Source organism: Mesorhizobium sp. CA10 (assembly GCF_020165285.1).
In the GTDB taxonomy this organism is placed as follows: Bacteria; Pseudomonadota; Alphaproteobacteria; order Rhizobiales; family Rhizobiaceae; genus Mesorhizobium.
This window is the reverse complement of sequence record NZ_JAIUHV010000006.1, coordinates 131,618-153,905: the sequence shown is the minus strand read 5'-3', so window position 1 is coordinate 153,905 and position 22,288 is coordinate 131,618. Positions and strand designations below refer to the sequence as shown.

The 22,288-nt window shown below is 63.7% G+C and carries 25 protein-coding genes and 2 pseudogenes; 12 read left to right on the top strand and 15 right to left on the bottom strand.

Annotated elements, in window-relative coordinates:
• Nucleotides 1-167 precede the first annotated feature (167 nt).
• The 12 genes from LB535_RS15135 (at nucleotide 168) to LB535_RS15080 (ending at nucleotide 8,998) form a co-directional block, all read left to right on the top strand.
• Nucleotides 168-602, top strand: a complete 435-nt coding sequence (locus LB535_RS15135; RefSeq protein ID WP_224632782.1) for a hypothetical protein — start codon at nucleotides 168-170, stop codon at nucleotides 600-602.
• Nucleotides 599-1,819, top strand: coding sequence for an NRAMP family divalent metal transporter (locus LB535_RS15130; RefSeq protein WP_224632781.1), 1,221 nt, complete (start codon nucleotides 599-601; stop codon nucleotides 1,817-1,819). Before LB535_RS15135 ends, LB535_RS15130 begins: the two co-directional genes overlap by 4 nt.
• On the top strand, nucleotides 1,819-2,178 hold the full coding sequence (locus LB535_RS15125) for a hypothetical protein (protein WP_224632780.1): 360 nt from the start codon (nucleotides 1,819-1,821) through the stop codon (nucleotides 2,176-2,178). The genes LB535_RS15130 and LB535_RS15125 overlap by 1 nt, the downstream gene beginning before the upstream one ends.
• 2 nt (nucleotides 2,179-2,180) lie before the next feature.
• Complete coding sequence (locus LB535_RS15120; RefSeq protein ID WP_224632779.1) at nucleotides 2,181-2,510, top strand: PRC-barrel domain-containing protein; 330 nt, start codon at nucleotides 2,181-2,183, stop codon at nucleotides 2,508-2,510.
• Between the two features lie 161 nt (nucleotides 2,511-2,671).
• Nucleotides 2,672-3,283: a hypothetical protein gene (locus LB535_RS15115; protein ID WP_224632778.1), complete on the top strand. Its 612-nt coding sequence runs from the start codon at nucleotides 2,672-2,674 to the stop codon at nucleotides 3,281-3,283.
• The gene (locus tag LB535_RS15110; protein ID WP_224632777.1) at nucleotides 3,280-3,672 is read left to right on the top strand and encodes a phage holin family protein; all 393 of its coding nucleotides are present in this window, start codon (nucleotides 3,280-3,282) and stop codon (nucleotides 3,670-3,672) included. Before LB535_RS15115 ends, LB535_RS15110 begins: the two co-directional genes overlap by 4 nt.
• Nucleotides 3,669-4,535 carry a DUF3618 domain-containing protein gene (locus tag LB535_RS15105; RefSeq protein ID WP_224632776.1) on the top strand — a complete coding sequence of 289 codons (867 nt, stop codon included), beginning with the start codon at nucleotides 3,669-3,671 and terminating at the stop codon, nucleotides 4,533-4,535. The genes LB535_RS15110 and LB535_RS15105 overlap by 4 nt, the downstream gene beginning before the upstream one ends.
• A gap of 75 nt (nucleotides 4,536-4,610) precedes the next feature.
• Nucleotides 4,611-5,120: a ferritin-like domain-containing protein gene (locus LB535_RS15100; RefSeq protein ID WP_095768533.1), complete on the top strand. Its 510-nt coding sequence runs from the start codon at nucleotides 4,611-4,613 to the stop codon at nucleotides 5,118-5,120.
• A gap of 182 nt (nucleotides 5,121-5,302) precedes the next feature.
• Nucleotides 5,303-6,523: an ABC transporter substrate-binding protein gene (locus LB535_RS15095; protein WP_224632775.1), complete on the top strand. Its 1,221-nt coding sequence runs from the start codon at nucleotides 5,303-5,305 to the stop codon at nucleotides 6,521-6,523.
• Nucleotides 6,511-7,473, top strand: coding sequence for a PQQ-dependent catabolism-associated beta-propeller protein (locus tag LB535_RS15090; RefSeq protein WP_224632774.1), 963 nt, complete (start codon nucleotides 6,511-6,513; stop codon nucleotides 7,471-7,473). The genes LB535_RS15095 and LB535_RS15090 overlap by 13 nt, the downstream gene beginning before the upstream one ends.
• Nucleotides 7,470-8,195, top strand: coding sequence for an ATP-binding cassette domain-containing protein (locus LB535_RS15085; RefSeq protein WP_224632773.1), 726 nt, complete (start codon nucleotides 7,470-7,472; stop codon nucleotides 8,193-8,195). The genes LB535_RS15090 and LB535_RS15085 overlap by 4 nt, the downstream gene beginning before the upstream one ends.
• Nucleotides 8,192-8,998, top strand: coding sequence for an ABC transporter permease (locus tag LB535_RS15080; RefSeq protein WP_224600531.1), 807 nt, complete (start codon nucleotides 8,192-8,194; stop codon nucleotides 8,996-8,998). Before LB535_RS15085 ends, LB535_RS15080 begins: the two co-directional genes overlap by 4 nt.
• Here the strand turns inward: LB535_RS15080 and LB535_RS15075 are convergent, their stop codons facing one another.
• From LB535_RS15075 to LB535_RS15005, 15 genes and pseudogenes are all read right to left on the bottom strand, one after another.
• Entirely contained in the window at nucleotides 8,999-9,415 is a 417-nt protein-coding gene (locus tag LB535_RS15075; RefSeq protein WP_224632772.1) for a c-type cytochrome, read from the bottom strand.
• On the bottom strand, nucleotides 9,396-10,274 hold the full coding sequence (locus LB535_RS15070) for a cytochrome c oxidase assembly protein (RefSeq protein WP_224632771.1): 879 nt from the start codon (nucleotides 10,272-10,274) through the stop codon (nucleotides 9,396-9,398). The genes LB535_RS15075 and LB535_RS15070 overlap by 20 nt, the downstream gene beginning before the upstream one ends.
• The gene (locus LB535_RS15065) at nucleotides 10,271-10,612 is read right to left on the bottom strand and encodes a hypothetical protein (protein WP_095768540.1); all 342 of its coding nucleotides are present in this window, start codon (nucleotides 10,610-10,612) and stop codon (nucleotides 10,271-10,273) included. The genes LB535_RS15070 and LB535_RS15065 overlap by 4 nt, the downstream gene beginning before the upstream one ends.
• Before the next feature lies 1 nt (nucleotide 10,613).
• Entirely contained in the window at nucleotides 10,614-11,219 is a 606-nt protein-coding gene (locus tag LB535_RS15060; protein ID WP_224632770.1) for a heme-copper oxidase subunit III, read from the bottom strand.
• On the bottom strand, nucleotides 11,216-13,192 hold the full coding sequence (gene ctaD, locus LB535_RS15055) for a cytochrome c oxidase subunit I (protein ID WP_224632769.1): 1,977 nt from the start codon (nucleotides 13,190-13,192) through the stop codon (nucleotides 11,216-11,218). The genes LB535_RS15060 and ctaD overlap by 4 nt, the downstream gene beginning before the upstream one ends.
• Entirely contained in the window at nucleotides 13,189-14,172 is a 984-nt protein-coding gene (coxB, locus tag LB535_RS15050) for a cytochrome c oxidase subunit II (RefSeq protein WP_224632892.1), read from the bottom strand. The genes ctaD and coxB overlap by 4 nt, the downstream gene beginning before the upstream one ends.
• 26 nt (nucleotides 14,173-14,198) lie before the next feature.
• Complete coding sequence (locus tag LB535_RS15045; protein ID WP_224632768.1) at nucleotides 14,199-14,732, bottom strand: c-type cytochrome; 534 nt, start codon at nucleotides 14,730-14,732, stop codon at nucleotides 14,199-14,201.
• Nucleotides 14,729-15,598, bottom strand: coding sequence for a substrate-binding domain-containing protein (locus tag LB535_RS15040; RefSeq protein WP_224632767.1), 870 nt, complete (start codon nucleotides 15,596-15,598; stop codon nucleotides 14,729-14,731). Before LB535_RS15040 ends, LB535_RS15045 begins: the two co-directional genes overlap by 4 nt.
• Nucleotides 15,579-17,411, bottom strand: a complete 1,833-nt coding sequence (locus LB535_RS15035) for a methanol/ethanol family PQQ-dependent dehydrogenase (protein ID WP_224632766.1) — start codon at nucleotides 17,409-17,411, stop codon at nucleotides 15,579-15,581. Before LB535_RS15035 ends, LB535_RS15040 begins: the two co-directional genes overlap by 20 nt.
• Before the next feature lie 41 nt (nucleotides 17,412-17,452).
• On the bottom strand, nucleotides 17,453-18,190 hold the full coding sequence (locus LB535_RS15030; RefSeq protein WP_224632765.1) for a heme-binding protein: 738 nt from the start codon (nucleotides 18,188-18,190) through the stop codon (nucleotides 17,453-17,455).
• A 322-nt stretch (nucleotides 18,191-18,512) separates the two neighbouring features.
• Nucleotides 18,513-18,821, bottom strand: coding sequence for a multiprotein-bridging factor 1 family protein (locus LB535_RS15025; RefSeq protein WP_224632891.1), 309 nt, complete (start codon nucleotides 18,819-18,821; stop codon nucleotides 18,513-18,515).
• Nucleotides 18,822-19,291: 470 nt separating this feature from the next.
• Nucleotides 19,292-19,438, bottom strand: a pseudogene (locus LB535_RS15020) (Arm DNA-binding domain-containing protein); the annotation flags it as partial.
• Nucleotides 19,439-20,003: 565 nt separating this feature from the next.
• Nucleotides 20,004-20,145 (bottom strand): annotated as a pseudogene (locus LB535_RS15015) (MucR family transcriptional regulator); the annotation flags it as partial.
• Nucleotides 20,146-20,171: 26 nt separating this feature from the next.
• The gene (locus tag LB535_RS15010) at nucleotides 20,172-20,945 is read right to left on the bottom strand and encodes an SDR family NAD(P)-dependent oxidoreductase (RefSeq protein WP_224600540.1); all 774 of its coding nucleotides are present in this window, start codon (nucleotides 20,943-20,945) and stop codon (nucleotides 20,172-20,174) included.
• A 5-nt stretch (nucleotides 20,946-20,950) separates the two neighbouring features.
• A complete protein-coding gene (locus tag LB535_RS15005) occupies nucleotides 20,951-22,285 on the bottom strand; it encodes a dihydroorotase (RefSeq protein ID WP_224632764.1) in 1,335 nt (444 codons plus the stop codon).
• Nucleotides 22,286-22,288: the final 3 nt, after the last annotated feature.

Sequence of the window (22,288 nt, the reverse complement as noted above, 5' to 3'; positions counted from 1 at the left end):
AGCAGGCAATCGGCGGCGTAGCATGCCTATGCCAGGGGCAAATTTTGTAAAGCTAGGCAGGGCATGGAAACGGGCCAGCCGCAGTGCCGCAAATCCCGACACGGAGGAACTTTCCCGTGGCTGCGGCTTTATCCCTCGTGACTTCAAGCGATTGCAAAGAGGGGAAGATGTTGCGCACCGTTGCCCGGCCGTGCCGGGTCTTCCTGCCTCTACTGGCGCTGGCGGTTGCCTCCTGTTCCTCGTCTGAAACCGTCGACCAGCAAGCGAAGCTTGCAGCATCGACGGCGCAGGCGGCTGTGCTGGTGAGTGATGCCTGGCTCGCCGGCGCGGCGCCCTCACGCTACGCATCCTCTGCATTGCAATCGTTTGCCGAGACACTCGCCGACTCCGGCCGGCAAGTGGAATCGGCGTCTCCGTCCGACGAGGCAAAGCGGGATGCGCTGGCAAAGGCTCTCAGCCGGTTGTCGACCGCGGCAAAGCGGGCCAAGAACGCGGTCGAGGCCGGACGGCACGCCGAGGCCGGCGAGGCGCAGCAGGAACTTCGCGCCGCGCAAGGCGATCTCGCAACAGCCTATCGAAACTATTTCTCGCCGGGCCGATGAAGAAGTTGCTGGAGATCTCGCTTGGTGTCGTGACCAGCGTCGGCGGCTTCCTGGAGGTCGGGTCGATGGCGACGGCGGCGCAGGCCGGCGCATTGTTTGGCTACCAGCTCATCTGGGCCATTGTACTTGGCACCGTCTGCATCATCTTCTTGGTCGAGATGGCCGGTCGCTTCGCCGCGGTCAGCCATCACACCATTGCCGACGGCATCCGCGAGAGGTTCGGCTTCAATGCGTTCATCTGGCCGCTGCTTGCAGTCTTGCTGGTCAACTTCCTGGTGCTTTCCGCCGAGATAGGCGGTGTTGCCGTCGCCGCCGAGCTTGCCACGGGGATCAGCTTCCAGTGGTGGGCCTTGCCGGTCGCTTTCCTGGCGTGGCTGCTGCTGTGGAAGGGCACGTTCGGCCTCATAGAGAAAGGGGTGTCGATGCTTGGCCTCGTCACCCTCTGCTTCGTCGTCGCGGCCGTGATGCTGCGCCCTGAATGGAAAGGGGTGGCTGTCGGCGCCGTGCCCAGCCTGCCGCACCACGACACGGCAAAATACTGGTTCATGGCCGTCAGCATCCTCGGCGCCTCGATCTCGCCTTACCTCTTCATGTTCTATTCCTCGGGCGCGATCGAGGATCGGTGGGACAAGAGCTATCTCGGCACCAATCGAGCGATTGCCGGCCTCGGCATGAGCTTCGGTGGCACGATCTCCGTGGGCGTGCTCATCGTGGCCGCGCTCGTGCTGGGCGCTCATGGCGTTACCGAAGTGGACGACTACAACCAGCTCCCGCTGATGCTGATCCCGATATTCGGGTTCTGGGGTTTTGTCCTCTTCGTTGCTTCGCTGGCCATCGCCTGCTTCGGCGCCGCCCTCGAAGTGGCTCTGCAGCAAGCCTATCTCGTCGCGCAGGGGTTCGGCTGGAACTGGGGTGAGGATCTCAAGCCGCGCGATGATCCCGGATTCAGCCTCGTCTACACATTGACGCTCTTCCTCGCCGCCGTCCCGATAGCGCTCGGTCTTGACGCCTTGAAGCTCACCATCTTCTCGATGGCGCTGACCGCGGCCAGCCTGCCGCTGACGGTCGTGCCGTTCCTTTTCCTGCTGAACGACGACCGCTATGTCGGCAAGCATCGCAACGGCGTCGTTTCGAACGCGGCCGTGATCTTCGTTATCGCGCTCGGCTTCGTGCTGGCGGTGGTGACCATTCCGCTGCAGATATTCGGAGGCACCTGATGCAGCTGCTGCGCGATATATTGGACAAGCAGGTCGTCGATCGCGAGCAGGTCAAGATCGGCAAGGTTGATGGCCTAGTCGCCGAGCTGAGGCCGGGTAAGCCGCCCAGGGTCATTGCGATCGAGCTTGGCTCGATCGCGCTGGCGCGTCGGCTTGGCGCGCGACCCGGCCGATGGACCGCGCGGCTCGCGGCAAAGCTTGGCGGCAAGCGCCAGGCACGGCCGCACCGGATCGCGTGGCACAAGGTGCGCGACATCGGTGTCGACATCGAATTCGACATCGACGTGCGCCGCACCAAGATCTTCGCCTGGCAGGACTGGCTGCGCGAACATGTCGTCGGCCGAATCCCGGGAGCCTGAGGATGGCGACTGTAAATCTCGAGCATCTTGCCGGCAGGCCCGTATTCTCCGAGCGCGGCAAGAGCATCGGCTACATCGAGGAGATCATCGCGGAGCGGGACGGCGACGACCTCGTCGCCACCGAATTTCATGTCGGCATCTTCGCCGCATTCGAGCGCTTGTCCGCTTCGACTGTCGGCGCTGCATTGCTCGACTTCTTCGCGCTGAGGCGCCGCGAGGGCCTTTATCGCATTCCCTGGGACAAGATCGATATTTCCGATCCGACACGCCCCAGGCTGCTTTGCCCAGACGAGGAGCTTGCCGCTTTGAGGGCAAAGCCCAAGGGCAAATGAGAGCTCGCTAAAAAGCTGCTCGTCCAGGGGAACATCGTAGCCGGCCGGAAGTTCGGACTGCATCGAGGAGGCTGCACCATGAACAGTGTCATCTATCTCATCGGACTGATCGTCGTTGTGCTCGCCGTGCTTTCCTTCCTCGGCTTTCACTAGGAGGCACCATGCAGCGCGAGGATGATCGAGGCCCCGAGTCCGACTTCGCCAAGGCGAAGGAGGAAGTTTCCGACCGGATCCAGCAAGAAACCCAAAGCGCCGGCGAAGCTCTCCACGATGCCCGCGACGAGGTCGCCCGCAGGGCTGGAGCGTATGCCGCCGAAGCCCAGCAGGCCGTCTCCGAAAAGGCCGAGCAGACCCAGCGCGATATCGGATCGAGCCTGTCGGTTTTCGGCGGCGCCCTGCGCGCCGCGAGCGATCACTTGGCTAACAGCGACCAGAGTGCGGCCTCGAAGTTCATGCAGGAGGCCGCAAGCGGGCTAGAGCGGCTGTCCTCCTCGTTGAAGGAGAAGCCGTTCGGACAAGTGCTCGAAGACGTTCAGTCCTTTGGCCGCGAGAATCCTGGAGCGCTTCTTGCCGGTTCGGTTTTGGCGGGATTGGCACTCGGCCGCTTCATGAAGGCTTCGCCGCCCGGCACGCGCCGCCCGACGCAGGCCGCGGCCAAGCCTGAACATTCCGGACAAACCGGCCTGGGAAGGAGTGCACGACGGGATAGCGCTCCCTCAAATTGGGGTTCCGACGGCGGCATACCCGGCAAGGCAGCGGAGCTGAAGAAATGAGCACTCACGATAATCCAAGTCTCGGCACATTGGTCGCCGATCTGGCGCAACAGGTGAGCACGCTCGTGCAAACGGAGGCGAGGCTCCTAAGAGCGGAGATCTCGGAGAACGCGACCAAGGCTGGCGCAGGCGCCGTCGAGGTGCTGGGCGGCGCGATATGTCTGCTCGCTGCGCTGCTGGTTTTGTTGCAGGCGCTCGTTATCGCTCTGGCCCGCCTTGGTCTGGGCGCCGGGTGGTCCGCTTTGCTCGTGGGCGTGGTCGTGGCCGTGCTTGGCGTGATCCTGTTGCGGACCGGCATGGCGAGCATGGCGCCTTCCGAGCTCGCGCCGGACCGTACACGGGAACAGCTCAAGCGTGACGTGAACGTGATCAAGGAACAAGCGAGATGACCGAGAGATCCGCAGCAGAGCTCGAACGCGAAGCGGAAGCCACGCGCGCAAGAGTGGTGGCGACCGCAGACTCCATTCGCGACAAGATGACCCCCGGGCAGCTCTTTGACGAATTCACCGGGCATTTCAGAGGCGGCGCGGGCTCCGAAATGCTTCACAACCTGAAGGCCCAGGTTCGGGACAATCCATTGCCGCTGACGGTGATCGGCGCGGGCCTGGCCTGGCTGATGTTGGGCAGTGGCGCCTCCGCCACCCCGGCTGGTACCGATGGTGTGACGCGGCGCGGTCCTGGCCTCGATCATGGAGCGTTCGGCGCTGGAATAGGTTCGACCGTCTCGGATGCGGCAGGCTCCGTCGCCGAAGCGGCCAGCGGGGCGGCCGGAACTGTCTCGGGAATGGCTAACGAAGCTGCCGGCACAGTGTCGAACGTGGCAAGCAGCGCAGCCGACACACTGGTGAGCTCGGCGGCGGCTGCGGCCGATATGGCAACGAGTGCCAGCCGCTCGGCACATAGTTTGCTTGAGGACCAGCCTCTCGCAGTGGCTGCCGTCGGCCTCGCCATCGGAGCTGCCATCGGCGCCATGCTGCCCCACACAGAGGTCGAGGACGAGCGATTGGGCACCTATCGCGAGAGGCTTCGGGATAGTGCCGAAGACACTTTGAAAGAAGGCCTCGACACCGCAACGCAAGTCGCGGCGGAAGCCTACCAGTCGGCAAGCGACGAAGCCGGACGGCAGGCGTCGAGCGAGGGCACGCTGGCCGACAAGGTCGGCGGGGTCGTCAAAGCCGCGGCCGACAAGGCCGACGAATCGGTGCGCGAGAAACTTTCCGATTCCGACGCGTCCTCGTCCGGGAAATCGTAGCCGCTTTTTCAACACTCAAGGAACAATGCGCGCCTCCCTCGGTTCGGGCGGCGTCAGATAGATGGAGACACCGCAATGGCTGAATCGCGCGAATGGCTTGTCCAATGGCTGAGGGACGCTCACGCCATGGAGGAACAGGCAGAGACGATGCTGTCGGGGCAATTGAGCCGGATTGAGAGCTACCCTGAACTCAGCGAGCGAATTCGCAGCCATCTGGAAGAGACGAAAGAGCAGGCGAGGCGACTGAAAACCTGCCTAGATGGCCTCGATGAAGGTTCCTCCATGTTGAAAGACGCAGGCGGCAAGCTGACCGCTACAGCGCAGTCGATCAGCGGCGTCTTCGCCGGCGACGAAGTCATGAAAGGCTCTCTGGCGAGCTACACGTTCGAGCACATGGAAATCGCGTCCTATACGATCCTCATCGCCGCGGCCAACGCCGCGGGCGAGGCTGAGATTGCCCGTGTTTGCGAACAGAACCTGCGCGAAGAAGAAGCCATGGCCGAGTGGTTGAAGAGCAACCTGCCGCAAGTCACGCAAAAGTTCCTGACGCGGGCGGACGCCGACAGCGACAGCGCGAAACGCTGACTTGGAAAGACCACCGCCAGGAACAATCCGCATTTCCAGCTGTTAGGGTCGCGGTCGGTCCTCCCTCTACCGGTCGAAGGCTGGGCCCGCCCCGATGGTTGAATGGGGCGGGCCCGGTTGGCATGAATCCAGGAACATTCCTTCTTTCAAAACATTAGGGTCGCTCCCATCCTGGAGTGCCCATGCCGATATTGAACATCCGACTTGGCTTGCCCGACCTGAGCCGGATGCGGCTGGCGCTGACGTTTCTCATGCTGCTCGCCATGGCCCTGCCCGGTCTGGCCGAGCCGCAGACGTTGGTGATCGGCTATCTCGGCGAACAGCGCAAACCACCTCTGCCCCTCGGGCCGCTGGACGAGGTCGTCACCGACAACGGCCTGCAAGGTGCCCGGCTCGGCATCGCCGACGATGCCAGCACCGGCCGCTTTCTCGGCCAGCAATTCCGGTTGCAGCAAGCCATCCTCAAGGTCGGCGAGACGCCAGCCGAAGCGATCAAGGAATTCGCCGCCGCCGGCATCAGCTTTGTGGTTGCCGATCTGGATGCCCCCCAATTGCTGCAGGCGAGCGCAGCTCCTGGCGCCGAGCGGATGACGCTGTTCAACAGCCGCGCACCCGATGATCGCCTGCGTCAGGAGGATTGCCGCAAGAACGTGCTGCACACAATTCCGAGCCACGCCATGCTCGCCGACGCCCTGGCGCAATATCTGATCTGGAAACGCTGGCAGCACTGGTTCCTGCTGGTCGGCCCGCATCCGCAGGATCAGGCGCTGGCGGCTGCCTTCCGGCGCGCCGCGACGCGCTTCGGAGCGGAAATCACCGTCGACCAGCCCTGGACGTTCCGGCCCGCCAATGGCCGCGCGGACACGGGGCACGTCACGCTGCAGACCGAGATCCCGGCCGCCACGCAAGTCAGCGACTATGATGTTCTGGTCGCAGCCGACGAAGCCGATGAATTCGGCGCCTATCTCGAGGGGCGCACCGCTCTTCCGAGGCCGGTGGCCGGGACGCAAGGGCTGGTCGCAACCGGCTGGAGTGCGGTCAACGAGGAGTGGGGCGCCACGCAGCTCCAGGATCGCTTCCACAAGCTGGCCGGGCGCTGGATGCTGCCCAGCGACTACGCCGCCTGGCTTGCCGTCAGAAGCGTTGGCGAGGCGGCAACGCGGCTGCACAGTCTCGATCCGACCGCGATCGGAAACTATCTGCGCAGCGACGATTTCCTTCTCGCCGGCTTCAAGGGACAGGGGCTGAGTTTCCGTCCGTGGGACGGGCAGATGCGCCAGCCCATCCTTATCGCTGGCCCTCGCCTGCTCGTCTCGAGTTCGCCACAGCCGGGCTTCCTTCACCAGCGTACGACGCTGGACACTCTGGGCGTCGATCTGGAGGAGAGCACGTGCAAGTTCTGATCGCGCTCGTCCTTTCGATGTTGATCCTCGCTCCTTCCGCCGGGGCGGAGACGATTTACGTTTCCAACGAGCAGGACAACACCGTCGCGGTCGTCGACGGGGCGACCATGACCCTTCAGGACACGATCGAAGTCGGCCGGCGTCCGCGCGGAATGGCGCTTTCGATCGACAAGAAGACGCTGTTCGTTGCCGAAGGCGACGATAACCGCATCGACATGGTCGATCTCGCCAAGCGGCAGGTGGTCGGTCGATCGCCTTCCGGCGCCGATCCGGAATTTTTCGTCGTCCACCCGGATGGCAAACGGCTCTTTGTGGCCAATGAGAAGGACAATCTGGTTTCGGTCGTGGATATCGCGGCGGCCAAGGTTATCGGCACCGTCGATGTCGGGGTGGAGCCGGAAGGTATGGCGGTTAGTGCCGACGGCCGAACGGTCGCCTGCACCTCCGAGACCACGAGCATGGTCCATCTTATCGATGCCGCCACGCTCGAGCTCATCGACAACCTGCTCATCGACACGCGGCCGCGCGCGGCGGCGTTCTCGCCGGACGGCAAGCAATTGTGGGTGTCGTCCGAAATCCGCGGCACCGCCACGGTGTTCGACGCCGCGACGCGCGCTCAAACGGGCAAGATCGAGTTCGAGGTGCCGGGTATTCGGCGCGAGGGCGTGCAGGCGGTCGGTATCGTGATGTCGCGCGACGGCGCGAGCGCCTATGTAGCGCTCGGTCCGGCCAACAGGATTGCCGAGGTCGATACCAAGACGCTGACGGTCCGGCGCCTCTACCTTGTCGGCCAGCGGCCATGGCATGTTGCGCTCTCGGACGACCAGAAGCGCCTGATCAGCGCCAACGGCAACTCGGGCGATGTCTCCTTCATCGACCTGGAGAATCAGGAGGTGGTGAAATCGCTGCCGGTGGGGCGCGGCCCATGGGGCGTCGTGATCGGCCCATGAACGCGCTGTCGGTCGAGGAGCTGGGCCACAGTTTCGGAAGCCGGCGGGTTCTCCAGGGGGTCTCGTTCGCTGTGGCTGAAGGGAGGATGTGCGTCCTGCTTGGACGCAACGGGGCCGGCAAGACGACTTTGTTCTCGCTGATCACTGGTCTCTATCACGCGCGGGCAGGATCTGTGCATGTCTTTGGCCAGGCGATGGAGGCGAACCCATCCGCCACGCTCGCGCAAATGGGCATCGTTTTCCAACTGCCGACGCTCGATCTCGACCTGACGGTGGGGGAGAACCTGCGCTACCACGCGGCCCTGTACGGGCTTCCTACAGACCTGAGCAAGCAGCGCTCCAGGGAGGAACTCAGCCGCCTGGGAGTGCTGGACAGGATCGATCATCCCGCCCGCGCGCTGTCCGGCGGTCAGCGCCGACGCGTGGAGATCGCAAGGGCGCTGATGCATGGTCCGCGCCTGCTGCTGCTCGACGAGCCGACCGCCGGGCTCGACGTGCCGGGACGGCGCGCGCTCGAGCGGCATGTGAGAGAGCTTTGCCGCGAGCGCGGCATTGCCGTTGTGTGGGCGACGCATTTCCTCGAAGAAGTGGGAGCCGATGACGACATCGTCGTGCTGGATCAGGGCAGGGTGCGCTGGGCCGGTCGCGCTGATCGCATCTCTCCCGAGCTTGGGGTCGAAAGCATCGCGGAGGCATTCGCCTTGCTGACGGGTTCGCCATGAAGACGTATCACGCATTGCGGGCGCTCCACGGCATCTTGCAGCGGGAAATGCTGCGCACGCTGCGGCAGCGCGCGCGCCTGTTCTCCGCGATGGTCCGTCCGCTTGTCTGGCTGGCGATCTTCGCCGCCGGCTTCCGCTCGGTACTCGGCCTGTCGATCACGCCGCCTTACCAGACTTATGTCCTCTACGAGGTCTATGTTGTGCCCGGGCTGGTGGCCATGATGCTGCTGTTTCATGCCATGGCAAGCTCGCTGGCCATGGTCTACGACCGCGAGATGGGCAGCATGCGCCTGCTGCTGACGGCACCTTTGCCGCGCTGGTACCTGCTTGCCGCGCGCCTGCTGGCCAGCGTGATCGTCGGCCTGCCGCTGGTCTACCTGTTCCTCTTCGTGGCGCGCTTCTGGGACGTGCGGCCGCCGATCCTGGGCTATGTTGCCGTGTTTCCGGCGCTCGTGCTGTCGGGTCTGATGCTCGGTGCGTTCGGCCTATTGGTGTCCTCGATCTCGACCCAGATGGAGAACTTCGCCGGCGTGATGAACTTCGTCATTTTCCCGATGTTCTTTGCCTCGACGGCGCTCTATCCGATCTGGCGGCTCGCCGAAGCCGGCCCGGTGCTGGCGACGATCGCCGCCTGGAACCCATTCAGCTCGGCGGTCGAACTGATCCGCTTCGCGCTCTACCTTCGGTTCGATGTGGTTTCCATGCTCGTCGTTGTCGCCTGCCTTGGGGCATTCTTCCTGGCGGCGGTGGTCGGCTACGATCCGGGCCGCGGCTTGTGGTCCCGGCGCGGCGGCGAAGGCTGATTATCTGAGGGCATAGAGATAGGCCGCGATATCGCGGGCCTGCTGCTCGGTGATCCTTGTCGACGGCATGGCGGTGTGCGGGTTGATTTCCCTTGCCGACCGGATCCAGCGGATCAGGTTCTCCGGACTGTTTGCCACAACGCCGCCGATATAGACACGGCCGGCTAGGCTGCCGTCGAGGCGCGGCCCGACCTGGCCTTGCGCTCCCGGCACGCCAGGAATCGTATGGCAGCCGGAACAGCCATTCGCGGCCATGATCGGAATGGCGCGTGCGCCCACGCCGCCGGTCGCCACATCCGACTCGTGCCGGACGCGCTCGCGCCGGTCGGTCCATAAGGCCGCCGCGCCGACTGCGGCGGCCAGCAGGAGGATCGCGGCAAGGGCGCCGCCGATCAGCCTAGCCAGGTCGGAGCGCATGCGTTGCCTCCCTGGTTCCACTGTTGCTTATCCAAAGGCCGGCGAGCAGCAAGGCCGCTCCGCCATAGATCAAGCCGGCCGGAACCCACATTACTAGCCCGGCGAGTTGCTGGTCCTCGATCGGGCTCAGGCCCCAGAGCGCCGCGCCGGAGGCATTCGCCGGATACCAGAGTTTTGGCGATAGCAGCAGCAGAACGCCGAGCAGGCCGGTATGCAGCGAGGTGAAGAAAAGATGCATGACGGAGCTGCCACAGGTTTGCTGTCGACCAGAGCGCGGCAGAAGTGCCCACCAGAACAGCAAGGCGGTGCCGAGGAAGCTCGCGTGCTGCGCATAATGCAGTACGCCCTGCTGAAGTGCTGCCTCGAACAGGCTGGGAATGTGCCAGATCCAGATCGTTACCCCATGAATGACTGTCGCGTTGAGCGGGCGCGCGGCGAGGGCCCAGAGCGCCTGCAGCACCTTGCCGTGGGTGAGCTTTCCTGTCCCTCGGCGAAGTTTGGCCGGCAATGCCCACATCAAGGCCGCGCCGGGGCAGGCGGCGACAAGGAGCGGCGCCGCTACGGCCATCAGCAACTCGTGCTCGATCATGTGGGCTGAGAACACGCGCTCGCCGAGCGCGTGTATCGGGCTGACCAGCGCTCCGGTCAACACGCCCCAACCGGCCGCGAACAACAGAGCCTGTCGTAGCCGCTCCGGTCGGCCCCGGCCGCTGCGGCGCCATAGCCGGCTTGCGCCGATCCCATAGATGAGCGCGAGTCCAGCCAAGGGAAGCGTGATGGGAAACGCCAACGTCCATCCGGCCTCGGGCGCGCCGGCGCCATAGCAGATCGAGGTCGAAAAGAAGGCCTCGAGGCTCATCGCAGGCACTCGTCGAGAATAAGCGCCGCGCTGCCCTGCATGAGGATGACGAGGGCGAACAGCAGCGCCGCGAGCATGCCGAGATCGGCGACGAAACGCTCGGTGCTGCGCGTGCGCTCGGGCTTGAAGGCGGCGCCGCCTTGCCGCTTCGCCCGCCATGATAGCGCGCCGCCGAGCAGCGAAAACAGCGCGAGCAACAGCGCCACCGGGAGCACGACCTGAACCTGGCGATTGCACTGCCAGTGCACGAGCGAATAGTTCAGCTGCGTCGAGATTGCCCAGGCCAAAGGCCCCGACAACAAACCTCCCCAGGACGTGCCCAGCCGCAGCGCGCGCATCTCAGCCCAACCTCGGTAGCCAGTAGATGAGCAGGTAGATCGGGATCCAGGTGAGGACCACGAAGTCCCAGTAGAAGACATTGTCGCCGACATCGCCGAAGCGCCGGCCGCTGTAGCCATGGTGCGTGAACATCAGCACGGTCAGAACGATCGTGTCGCCGACATCGGTGATCAGATGCGTGGTGTGGAGACCGAGCAGTACCCACAGCATCGAGCCGTAGGCGTTCGTGTCCCAGTAGATGTTCAGCGCGGGAAATTCGAACCAGCGCACGACGAGCGGCGCTATGCCGAGCAGCGACATCACCACCATGCCGATCCGCACCGGTCCTATAGCGCATTGCTTGGCGTAGCCGTTCAGTATGTGGTTGGGAATCAGGCTGGCGATGAGAAGCAGCGTCACGATCGTTCCCGGCCAATGGTTGGGCTGTGGAGCGCTTAGGCGCCAGTTGGGCCACAAGGTCGCGAGATAGAGATAGGCGCCGGCGGCCAGCGCAAAGCCCGTGCCCTCCAACGCCATGAAGCCAAGCGTGCCCCACCAGGTCGGGCTGCGCGGGCCGTGTCCAAAGGTCGGGAGGCCGGAAAGATCCATCGCGGGACGCTGGTTCATTCCTCGTCCTCCGGATCGCCCTTGGGCCAGAACCATCCGATCAAGGTGACGGCGATCGGCGCGGCGCCCCAGACGATCGCCCAGGGCGTGAAGATCGAGTAGAGGAAGGTGCCGCCCACGGCGATGGCCGCCAGCAGCGGCCAGATCGACGGCGTCGCAGATTTCTCGCGGATGTCGGGATGGGCTTCCGCCACCGTCGAGACGACCAACTCGCGCACGTCGACGCGAAGCCCGGTCGCGACGGGGAGCGCCTCGCGTTGGGCCCAGAGCGGCTCGATATTCGTCACGATCGGAATGCGCGCGAAATTGTAGCTGGGCGGCGGCGAGGACGTCGCCCACTCGAGCGTGCCGGCGTCCCAGGGATTGTCGCCGGCAGGCGCACCCCTCAATGCGCTGTGGACGAGGTTGAAGGCAAACAGCACGAAGCTCAGGAAGAAGAGCACCGCGCCGGCGCTGATGAAGAAATTGATGTTCCCCCAGCCGAGCTCGGCCGGATAGGTGTAGACCCTGCGCGGCATGCCCCACAGGCCGACGATATGCATGGGGAAGAAGGCCGCGTTGAAGCCGACCATCGCCAGCCAAAAGTGCCAACGCCCGAGGCGCTCGCTCATCATGCGGCCGGTGATTTTGGGAAACCAGAAATAGGCAGCTCCGAGCAGCGGAAAGACCGAGCCGCCGATCAGCACGTAATGGAAGTGAGCGACGACGAAATAGGTGTCGTGCACCTGCAGGTCGAGCGGCACTGAGGCAAGCATGACACCGGTGAGGCCGCCGATGACGAAGATGAAGAAGAAGCCGAAGACGAACAGCAGCGGCGTGCGGATCACCGGTCTGCTGTCCCAGAGAGTCGCCAGCCAGCAGAAGATCTGAACGCCGTTGGGAATGGCAATCATCATGCTAGACGCGGTGAAGAAGCTGGCCCCCAGTTTCGGCAGCCCGGTCGCGAACATGTGGTGGACCCAGAGGCCGAACGACAGGAAACCGACCGCGATGAGCGACAGAACCAGCCCGAGATGACCGAAGGCCGGGCGCCGCGCGAAGGCGGGGATGATGGCGGACACCATGCCGGTCGCCGGCAGGAAGATGATGTAGACTTCGGGATGTCCGAAGAACCAGAAAAGATGCTGGAACAGCAGCGCGTCGCCGCCTTCCGCCGGGTTGAAGATATGCGTGCCGACGAGCCGGTCGAGGATCAGGAAGGTCGAGGTGACCATTACCGCCGGCATGGCGAAGACGACGACGAAGGACGTGACCAGCAATGCCCAGACGTAGAGCGGGATCTTGTCGAGCGACATGCCGGGTGCCCGCTGCTTGAACACGGTGACGATTGTCGCGACGGCGACCGCCAGGGATGATACCTCTGTATACGTGATCATCTGCGCCCAGACGTCGGCGCGCTTGCCTGGAGCGTATTCCGGCCCGGACAGCGGCACATAGGCGAACCAGCCGACATCCGGCGCCATCGAGAGGGCGAAGGACACCCAGGCGAAGAGGCCTCCTGAGACATAGACCCAATAGCTGAAGGCATTGAGGCGCGGAAAGGCGATGTTGCGGGTGCCGACCATTAACGGCACCAGATAGATTCCTGTCGCCTGGACGATGGGCACAGCGAACAGGAACATCATGGTGACGCCATGCATCGTAAACAGCTGGTTGTAGAGATCCGGCCCGATCAGGCCGCGCCGCGGACCCGAGAGTTGGATGCGCATGACAACGGCGTTGAGGCCGCCCAAACACAGAAACAGGAAGGCGGTGATCAGGTATCGGCGGGCGATGACCTTATGGTCGACGCTCGACAGCGCGCCGATGATACCGGGAGGCGTGCGCCACGTCCGCGCCAGCCACCGATGCAGGCTGGCATCGTCCAAGCCGGTGTCGCGCGGTCCGTCACGTTCGGGGGCGATATCGCCTTTGGCGGACGCTTCACTTTCGGGCGGCAGATCGCGTTCGCTGGTGATATCGGCGCTGCTCATTTCAGCCCCTCGAGATAGGCAACGATGGCGTTGAGTTCGTCGCCGCTGAGATCGACCACCGGCATGTGGGATCCAGGCTTCACGCCCTGTGGGTCGGCTATCCAGGCGGCGAGATTGCCGCGGCTCATCGTCAATGTTCCGGCCGCGAGCGTCTGCCGGCTGGCAACATGGGTGAGATCGGGCGCGACCGTTCCGCCCGCGGGGGTGCCGCCGATCTTGTGACACATAACGCAGGGGCGTCTTAGGAAGAGGTCCTCGCCGGTCTTGGCCTCGTCGCTCATTGGCGCGGCGGCCGGTTCCAACTGATCGTTCCACCAGGCGTCGAACTTTTCGCGCGGTTCGGCAATGATGAAGGTGCCCATGTTGGCGTGCTGCGCGCCGCAGAACTCGGCGCATTGGCCCCGATAGACGCCGGGCTTGTCCGCCTTGATATCGAGCACGTTCATGCGGCCGGGAATGAGGTCGAGCTTGCCGGAAACGCTCGGGATCCAGAAGGAATGGATAACGTCGGTCGAGGTGATAAGAAGCCGCACCGGCTCGCCGGCTGGAATGTGGATCTCGTTCGCCGTGGTCAGGATGCGGCTCGGTGTGGCATCCTCGTAGCGGACCTCCCACCACCATTGATGACCTGTGACGCGAATGGTCAGCGCGGCGTCCGAACCGATCGCGGCAAGCGTCCTGTTGGCAAAGAAGCTGAGCAAGGTGAGCCCGACCAGGATCACCGCGGTCAGCGCTACGGCGGTCAACACCACGCGCAGCTTGCGGTTGTCGGCATCGGCGTCGATTACAAGCGGCTCGGCGCGTTCTCGTGGACGCATCATCAATGGCAAGGCAAGGGCGATCATCACCAGCACCCACACCGCCGCGCACAGGCCGGTGAAGAACCAGATCAGCCATGCGAGCTCACTTGCCGCGGGACCTTTCGGGTCGAGCGCCGATTGCCAGCCAGCGCATCCCTGAAGAAACAGGGCGATTGCCATCGCGAACGCAATCGGGGCGAAGCGCTTCACGGCGACTTCCCCAGCGTGGCGGCATTCGGCATACGGTTTTCCGACGGGTGCGCCATCATGTCATCATTGCGGGAAGGCGCGGCGGAGGAGGGCGCGTTGCCGCTCAACGAGCGAACGAAGGCCGCAAGCTCCCAGATCTGGTCGTCCGGGACCTTGTCGCGGAAGCTGGGCATTCCGTTCGGCCGCCCGTCGCGGATCGTGGCATGGATGCTTTCCATCGAGCTGCCATAGATCCACTTTTCGTCCATCAGCGCCGGGCCCATGCCGCCGCCGCCATTGGCATGGCATCCTGAGCAGTTGAACCAGCCGAACAGGCGCTTGCCTTCGCTCAGATGAAAGGCATTGGCCTCGAAGCTCGCCGCTTTGTTGTCTGTGGGGGAGGGCCGCTGCCCGCCGGGTTCCAGCGTTGTCACCGGCGTCGGCTGCTCGCCCGAGCCGAGGGCCGATTGCGGGCGCGTATCCCGCTCCTCGCGCTGACAGGCGACGAGCATCAGCACCACAGGAACAAGCATAGCGGCAGCGCACCTCATCGCACCGGGCTCCCCGAAGCATCGAGGCGCGGCACGCCATACTGCGCCAGCAATGCGTCGATCTCGGCCTTGTGCTTGGCCAAGGCAGTGTTCACGTCGCCGCGCAACGCGTCGTCCTCGCGCCGGACGCCCATCGAAATATCGTAGATCATGGGTAATTGCGGTCCGTCGATGCGAGGCGCAACCGGCGTGATCCGGAGCGGCACCTTCTGCTTCTGGGCAAAATAGCCGGCAAGCGGGCCCCATACCACGGCTAGGTCGATCTCGCCGCTCGCTACCGCCTCGACGATACGGGCCGGCGGATTGGGGGCGGAGTAATCGCCATAGACCGGATAGCCCACCAAGTGACCGACGATGCCGCGGCGGCCGAGCGCCTGGACCGGAGGCGAGTTGGCCCCGTCGTCGCCGATGAGTTGAACGCCGATGCGCATGTCGCGCAGCCGCGGGTCGTTGAAGGAGGCCACGTCGGGACCGTCCTGACGGGTCACGAAGACATAGGACGATCGGTAGTAGGGAGTTGTGGTGCGCAGCATTTCGAGATTGGCCGGCGTGCCGGGCACGAGATCGCAGAGGCCCGCCTTCAGCGTGTTGCGCACAAAGCCGCGGCGCTGCGCCCACCAGGTGTAGGTCAGCTTCGCGCCGAGATCGGCGGCGATGATTTCGGCGATCCTGTTCTCGAATCCCTGTCCGGCTGCATTGGAAAAGGGCAGGTTGTTAGGGTCGGCGCAGACCCTGAGTTCACGAGCGCCGGCCGTCGCCGGAAAGAGCAGCAAGGCGAGCGCGGTGATGCCGAGCGCTATCGGCGGGAAAGCCTTCCGCGCCACGCTGTGGATCACACCGAACACATCAGGGCAGCCGGAACACATAGAGCGTGCCTCCCGCCGTGGTCGCGTTCTTCAGGTCCTTCATCGCATTGACGAAACCGAGCGCGGCGGTGGCATCACGCGGGTCGAGGTCGCCCGAAACGATGGCGCCTGCCCAACCGCCGACGCCGGACAAGATGGCGACGTATTGGTGGCCGTCCGGGCCGCGATAGGTGATGGGCTGGCCGATAATGCCGGACGAGGTCTTGAACTGCCAGAGCAGGTCGCCGGTCTTGGCGCTCACCGCCTTGAACCAGCCTTCCATCGTTCCATAAAAGACCACATCGCCGGCGGTGACGACCGCGCCGCTCCACACCGGGAAATTCTCCTTGAGGCTCCAGGCGGGTTTTTCGGCCGCGATATCCCACGCCGTGAAGGCGCCGCGATTGCCGCCCGGCCCCGGGATCATGCGGACGTTCATCCCGACGTAGGGCGTGCCGGCGATGTAGTTCACCTCGACGCCTTCTTCGTCCATGCACAGATTGTTGTGCGGGATGTAGAGCAGGCCGGTGTTCGGAGAGAAGGCGGAAGGCTGCCAGTCCTTGAGGCCCGACGCGGTCGGGCAGATGTCGCGGACGACCTTGCCGGTGCCCGTCAGCTTGTCCGGGTTCTCGATCAGGCGGCCGGTCTTGAGATCCACGCCCTTGCTGGAGTTGACGGGGCCATAAGGCTTTGCGGACAGGACCTCGCCGGTGGTGCGATCAAGGACGTAGAGATAACCGTTGCGTTCCGGCCGGACCAGCACCTTGCGCGGCTTGCCCTGCCAGTTCATGTCGAGCAGGATTTGCTCATTGATGCCGTCATAATCGTGCAGATCGTGCGGGGTCCACTGATAGAACCATTTCGCCGCTCCGGTATCGGGATCGCGCGCGAAAATGCCCGATGTCCATTTGTTGTCGCCGGGCCGCAGATCGGGATTCCAGGGGCCGGGATTGCCGGTGCCGTGGAAGATAAGATTGAGATCCGGATCGTAGGAAATCCAGCCCCACATATTGCCGCCGCCGATCTTCCAGGCCTCCGGCGGCCATGTCGAGACGCCGAGATCTTTGCCTTTGTCCATGTCGTAATGCGGCTTGAAGTCCGGGCCGATCAGCACCTCCTTGTCGGGGCCGGTGTTGTAAGCCGTCCAGACGACATGACCGTCGCCAGCGTCGAGCGCCTTGACCCAGCCGCGAACGCCCATCTCGCCGCCGGAATTGCCGACCAGCACTTTGCCTTTCACCACAAGCGGCGCCATGGTGATGGTTTCGCCGATATTGATGTTGCCGACATGCGCGTTCCAGACCGGCTGGCCGGTGTTCGCATCGAGCGCGATGGTGTGGCCGTCGAGCGTGTTGAAGAAAATGCGTCCATTCGCGAAGGCAGCACCGCGGTTGACGACATCGCAGCAGGCAACCCCTTGCGCGGCAGGCTCAGGATTGGGCTCGTATTTCCACTTGATCGGCGCGCCAGACTTGGAAAGGTCGAGCGCGTAGACGATGTTGGGAAACGGGCTCACGATGTACATCGTGCTGCCGACCACCAGCGGCGCCGCTTCCTGGCCCTTGTTCACGCCGGTGGAAAAGGTGAATGCGACCTGCAGATTATTGACGTTGCCTTCGTTGATCTCGGCGAGCTCGCTATAGCGGGTCGAGGCGTAGTTCTTGGCGGGCATCGTCCATTGCCCGTCATCGGGCGGCGCGGCCGCGGCAGGCGGTGAGATCGCGGGTGCCGGCGGCGATTCCGAAGCGGCTGTCAGCAAGGGGGCGCAGACCAACAGCATCGCTGCAAGGGCGCACGGAGAATGTTTTCGGGGCGCCGACGAGCGCTTGGTCATGGGGGCGTCTCCGCAGGATCGCGCCGGTTGCGCTGCTTGCTTCATTTCGGAGTCGAACCTCCGACGCCGGAACCGATTTCCGCCGCTATATCGGCCTCGTGCCCGGCACAAAGCGGGTGGCCCCAGCCCGAGGCGCTTTTCCCGCCGGGATCAAGATCGTAGACGATGGCATCCTTGCGGTTGGGATTGACGCCCGCCGGAACCTTATCGAGTCCCAGGGCGGCGCGAACGCGCCAGGCGACGTTGTGGTCAGCGCAGGAGGAATCGCCGCTGATCCCGAGGCCACCGACGATCGCCTTGCCGTCGTAGAGAGCCAGGCCCCCGCCGAACACGACGACGCCGCCGATCGGCTCGCCGATCAGCGGATCGTTGGCGCTGCCGAACGTCTTGGGGTCGCCTGTGTAAGCCGCTGCCTGGTTGACGGGATTGGTGGTCTGCAGACCGAACAGCGGTCCGCCTGGTTGCACCCCGGCATAGAGATTGGCTGTCGACAGCGCCATGTTCACTAGGCTGAGGCCATTGGCCGTGTTGGCCTTCTCGGCCGCGATCAGCCGGCTGCCCGGCCATTGCGCATCGGCCGTGGGTCCACTGAAGGCAACGGCGCAGACGGTGCCGTCGCGGGCAACGATTGCCGCCCATTCATTGGTCTCGAAGCCGCCATTCGCGGGGCCGCCGCTCGCCTTGACGTTGGCCTTCAAGGCCGAAAGCAGCTTGTCGTGATCGGCCGGGCAGGGCGCTTGCGCGTGAGCGGCGTTTTGCTGCGTCGAGCCAAACGCCAAGACCAGAAGGCCCAAAGCTAGCAACGAAAACCGACGATGAGCCATGATCCGGAACAATTTGTTGAATGTTACCGAACTGACAGCCGGCTGCTTTGTTCCTCCTTCATGAAGAGGTTTGTAGCCGACCAAGACCGCTGGCCTGTAAGGACGCCGGGCAGCGGAACCAGTTTGGATCACTGGCCGCACCAAATGTCCGCGACAGGTCGGACCATAGCGTTGGCAAGCTCGGCTGTTTGCGGCTGCGGCAGGCTTGCAATGCTACCTCGACCTAATTGAGAGGCGATTTCCCCGAGCCGCTCGCCCCGATCGGGATGAAGAGCGGCTACATTTCGCTGTTGCCGACTGTCCCAGCCCCGCCATCACTACGATTGATGATCGGAACAAGAGCCGGTATTTGCAATCGGAGGGCAGGCTTGCCCGAGCTGTCCTGGCCGAAAAACACGATACCGGCGGCCCGGAATGCCTGGCGCACGGCAAGCAGCTTTTCTGGCGAGGGGAGACGGCCACCACGCTCAAATTCGCGAATATCCACCTCGCTCAAATCGCACTTGGCCCCGAGACTGACCCGAGACCAGTTCAACAGGGCCCGAGCCGCCGTCACCTGCTCTGGCGTTAAAGGAGCCACCAACATCTCCACTGCTTTTTGATCCTGCCACGAATTGAAAACTCAAGAACATGTTCCATTGCTGGCAAAAATCGGGAACGTCATGTTGCGCTCGGACCGTTGCCCCCCTGGAACAACGATGTTGGCGCATCGTTTGATGGCAATGAAACAGCTTCGCTCAGATTTCGCGGCAATAGCGCAGCCGGGCTATTGGATCGCCCTCGGACTTCTCGTCATCCCTTATGGAGTGGGCGTATTTTTCCTTATTAGGATTTGCCACTGTATGTAATTGCACGTGTCGTGCGGTCCAGGGGACGCGTTGGTAGCTTTAATGGCTAAATCGCCGTTCAAAAGGTAGGGCCGAGCGATACGGAGCCATCCTGGAGAGCTTCTGATCTTTGCCCGCCATAAATCAAGAACTTCGACGCACCCACGTCTATGTTGCGATCAACAAGCGGAAAGCTGGGCATCAAGCATCGACTTCACGGAGGCGCGCGCCGGTGCTTGCCGTCAAAGCGATATGCGAGCCGCCAAAGGCGAGATCCCGTTGGCTGTACCCATAGCTGGAGCCCGCCACCGTCAGATAATTTCGTGAGTTTGGAAGCGGGCCGGACGTTCCGGCATTTCACGTTGGAAAGGGCCATTTATCAGATCTCCTTTGGCTGTCTCGATACCATCAGGATGTCCAATACCAACGGAAATACCATCCCCACCCGCCGTTGGACCAAATGCGCTCGAAACGGCCCAACCGCGCTCAAATTCGCGAACTGACCCGAAAAGACCAACAATTTCAGCCGGTTGCAGAGGCTGCGGCGTAGAAGCTTCAGCGAAAGGGACTATCAGGAGAAGAGGGGATGGTGCCCAGAGGCGGATTCGAACCACTGACACGAGGATTTTCAGTGAGCGATAGGGCGGTGTTGCCCGGAATACCGACCTTAACAACGTCAGGTGAGACTATAGCGAGCCCAAGTGGTGAACCCGGAATCGAACCTTCGACCTACGATTAGCGAATAAGAAGGTGGCTCATTTCGGGTTCTTATCCGGTTCGCCAGACCATACGAGACGATACGAAGGATATGGGTTGGCTAACCATCCTGTAAGCCATTGATTTTGCTTGACGACCTCACACCCTCCGGGCCCACCATGACCTTTGATTTCATTGCGAAAAAAATGGCTTCGCCCACGGCTTGCCCGCGCTTTGCCCACGCCCTAGAAACTCGAGGCCGGACGCTTTCCTTCGTTAGTTCGAGATTCCGATCGGGCGGCCGAATAGTTTGGGGCAATCATTAGGGTAGTCCTTCGCCAGTCCCCACTTCGCCCGGTATTCGTCAGGCGTCATCCCGTGCCTGGTTGCCAGAGCGGCCCGGCAATCACTCGTCAGCCGGCCATCCAGCCGCCGTCAACCATCAGGTTTATCCCGGTGACGTAGCTGGCCATATCGCTGGCCAGGAACAGCGCCGCGCCCGCCACGTCGTTAGGATGCCCGAGCCGCGGCCACGGCGTGCGCCGGCGCGAATACTCGAGCGCACCAGGATCGTTGGCGACGCCCGGCTTGCCGGTGATGATCTTGCCCGGCGCGATGGCGTTGCAGACGATCAGGTCGTCGGCATGGTCGACGGCGATCTGGCGCGTCATCTGCACGATACCGCCCTTGCTCACCGAATAGGGAAAATCGCCGGGGCAGGCAACCATGCCGTGCTGCGAGGAGATGTTGATGATCCGGCCGCGCACCTCATTGACCGGCGCCTGGGTCAGCATCTGCGTGACGGCGCGCTTGTTGCAGTAGAAGAACCCGGTCAGGTTGACGCCGATGACGCGGTTCCACTGTTCCGGCGTGGTCTCGATCAGGTTGGTGCTGGTGTAGATCGCGGCATTGTTGACCATCACGTCGAGGCGACCGAACCGCGCAACCGTTGCGCCCACCAGCGCATCGACGGCACTCCAGTCGGATATGTCGGTCTTGACGTAGATTGCAGCGCCGCCGGCCGAGCGGATCATGTCGGTGGTGCTCTCGCCGTCCTCGATCGGCTGCTCCACCATGTCGGCAACGACGACGCTCGCGCCCTCCGCCGCGAATTTCAGCGCGATGGCACGGCCGATGCCGGAGCTCGCTCCGGTAACGATGACGGTTTTACCTGCGAGCAAGGCCATGGTGTTCAGCTCTCCCGGGTGACGATCTTTCCCTGCGCCGGGCCAACCAGCCTGCCTGCGCGCACGATCTCGCGGCCGCGCAGGAAGACGTTGGTCAGGCGCGCTTTCACGGCCCAACCGTCGAAGGGCGTATAGCCGGCCCGAGACACCTGGTCGGCATTGGCGATCGTGCTGGGTTGGTGCGGATCGAGGATCAGCAGATCGGCGTCGTAGCCGGCGGCGATGCGGCCTTTGCGTCGGCCGAGGCCGAAGCGCTCAGCCGGATTGCGAGAGCACATGCGCACCAGATCCGGGAGGGCGATGAACCCGTCATCGACCAGCTTCAGCATGGTGGGAAGCAGCGTCTGCAATCCCGGCATGCCGCCCGGAATGTCAGCGAAAGCCGCATAAGGCGCCGCCTTCTCGGCCGGTGCGTGCGGAGCATGGTCGGTGGCGACGATGTCGATCAGTCCCGCGCCGAGCGCAGCGTGCAGCGCATCGACGTCATGCGGCGACCGCAAGGGCGGCGAAGCCTTCAGATTGGCGCCCAGAGCTTCGTAATCTTGCGCTGTGAAGAACAGGTTCTGCGGCGTCGTCTCGACGCTGGCGTCGGCCATGCCGCGCAGCCGGCTCCAGGTCTCGACACCCAGTTCGGAATTGATCTGCCGGACGTGGATTTTTGCCTCCGCCGAGGCCGCGGCGACAAGGGCGCGGGCGATGCCGTTGGCTTCGGCCAGCGGCGGCCGGCTGTTCAGAAAGGCGGCGATGGCGCCCGAGCGGTCGCGCGTAGCGCTGCCGTTCAGGATCGATTGATCGCCGGGTGAAATGCCGATCAGCGTATCGGCACCGGCAAAAGCTTTGAGCGCTTCGGCGACCGCGTCGAGCGAGGCAAAGAGGAAGGCGTCCGGCACGTCGGCGGTGAACAGCTCGAACGACACCGGCGCAAGGCTAAGCAGGCCAGGGATGAGCGACAGGTCGCGGCTGATCACGGCCTGCAGGCCGACGTCGACATGGATGCGGCCTTCGGCGATCGCCATCTTGTCGGCGAGTTGCGTTGGCGTGGCCGTCCACGGTTCGTCGGTCGGCATGTCGAGCACGGTCGTCACGCCGCCGAGTGCGGCCGCATGCGTGCCGGAGGAGAAATCTTCCTTTTGAGTCAGGCCAGGGTCGCGCAGATGTGCATGCGCATCGACCAGACCTGGCAGCAAGAAGCAGTCTGAGGCATCGACGACCATCCTGGCTTCGGCGGCTTCGCCGGGCGCGATGATTGCGGCGACCTTGCCCGCGGCGATTCCGATATCGCTGTGGCTGATGCCTTCGGCATTCACCACCGTTCCACCGCGGATCAGCGTTTCGAACATCGC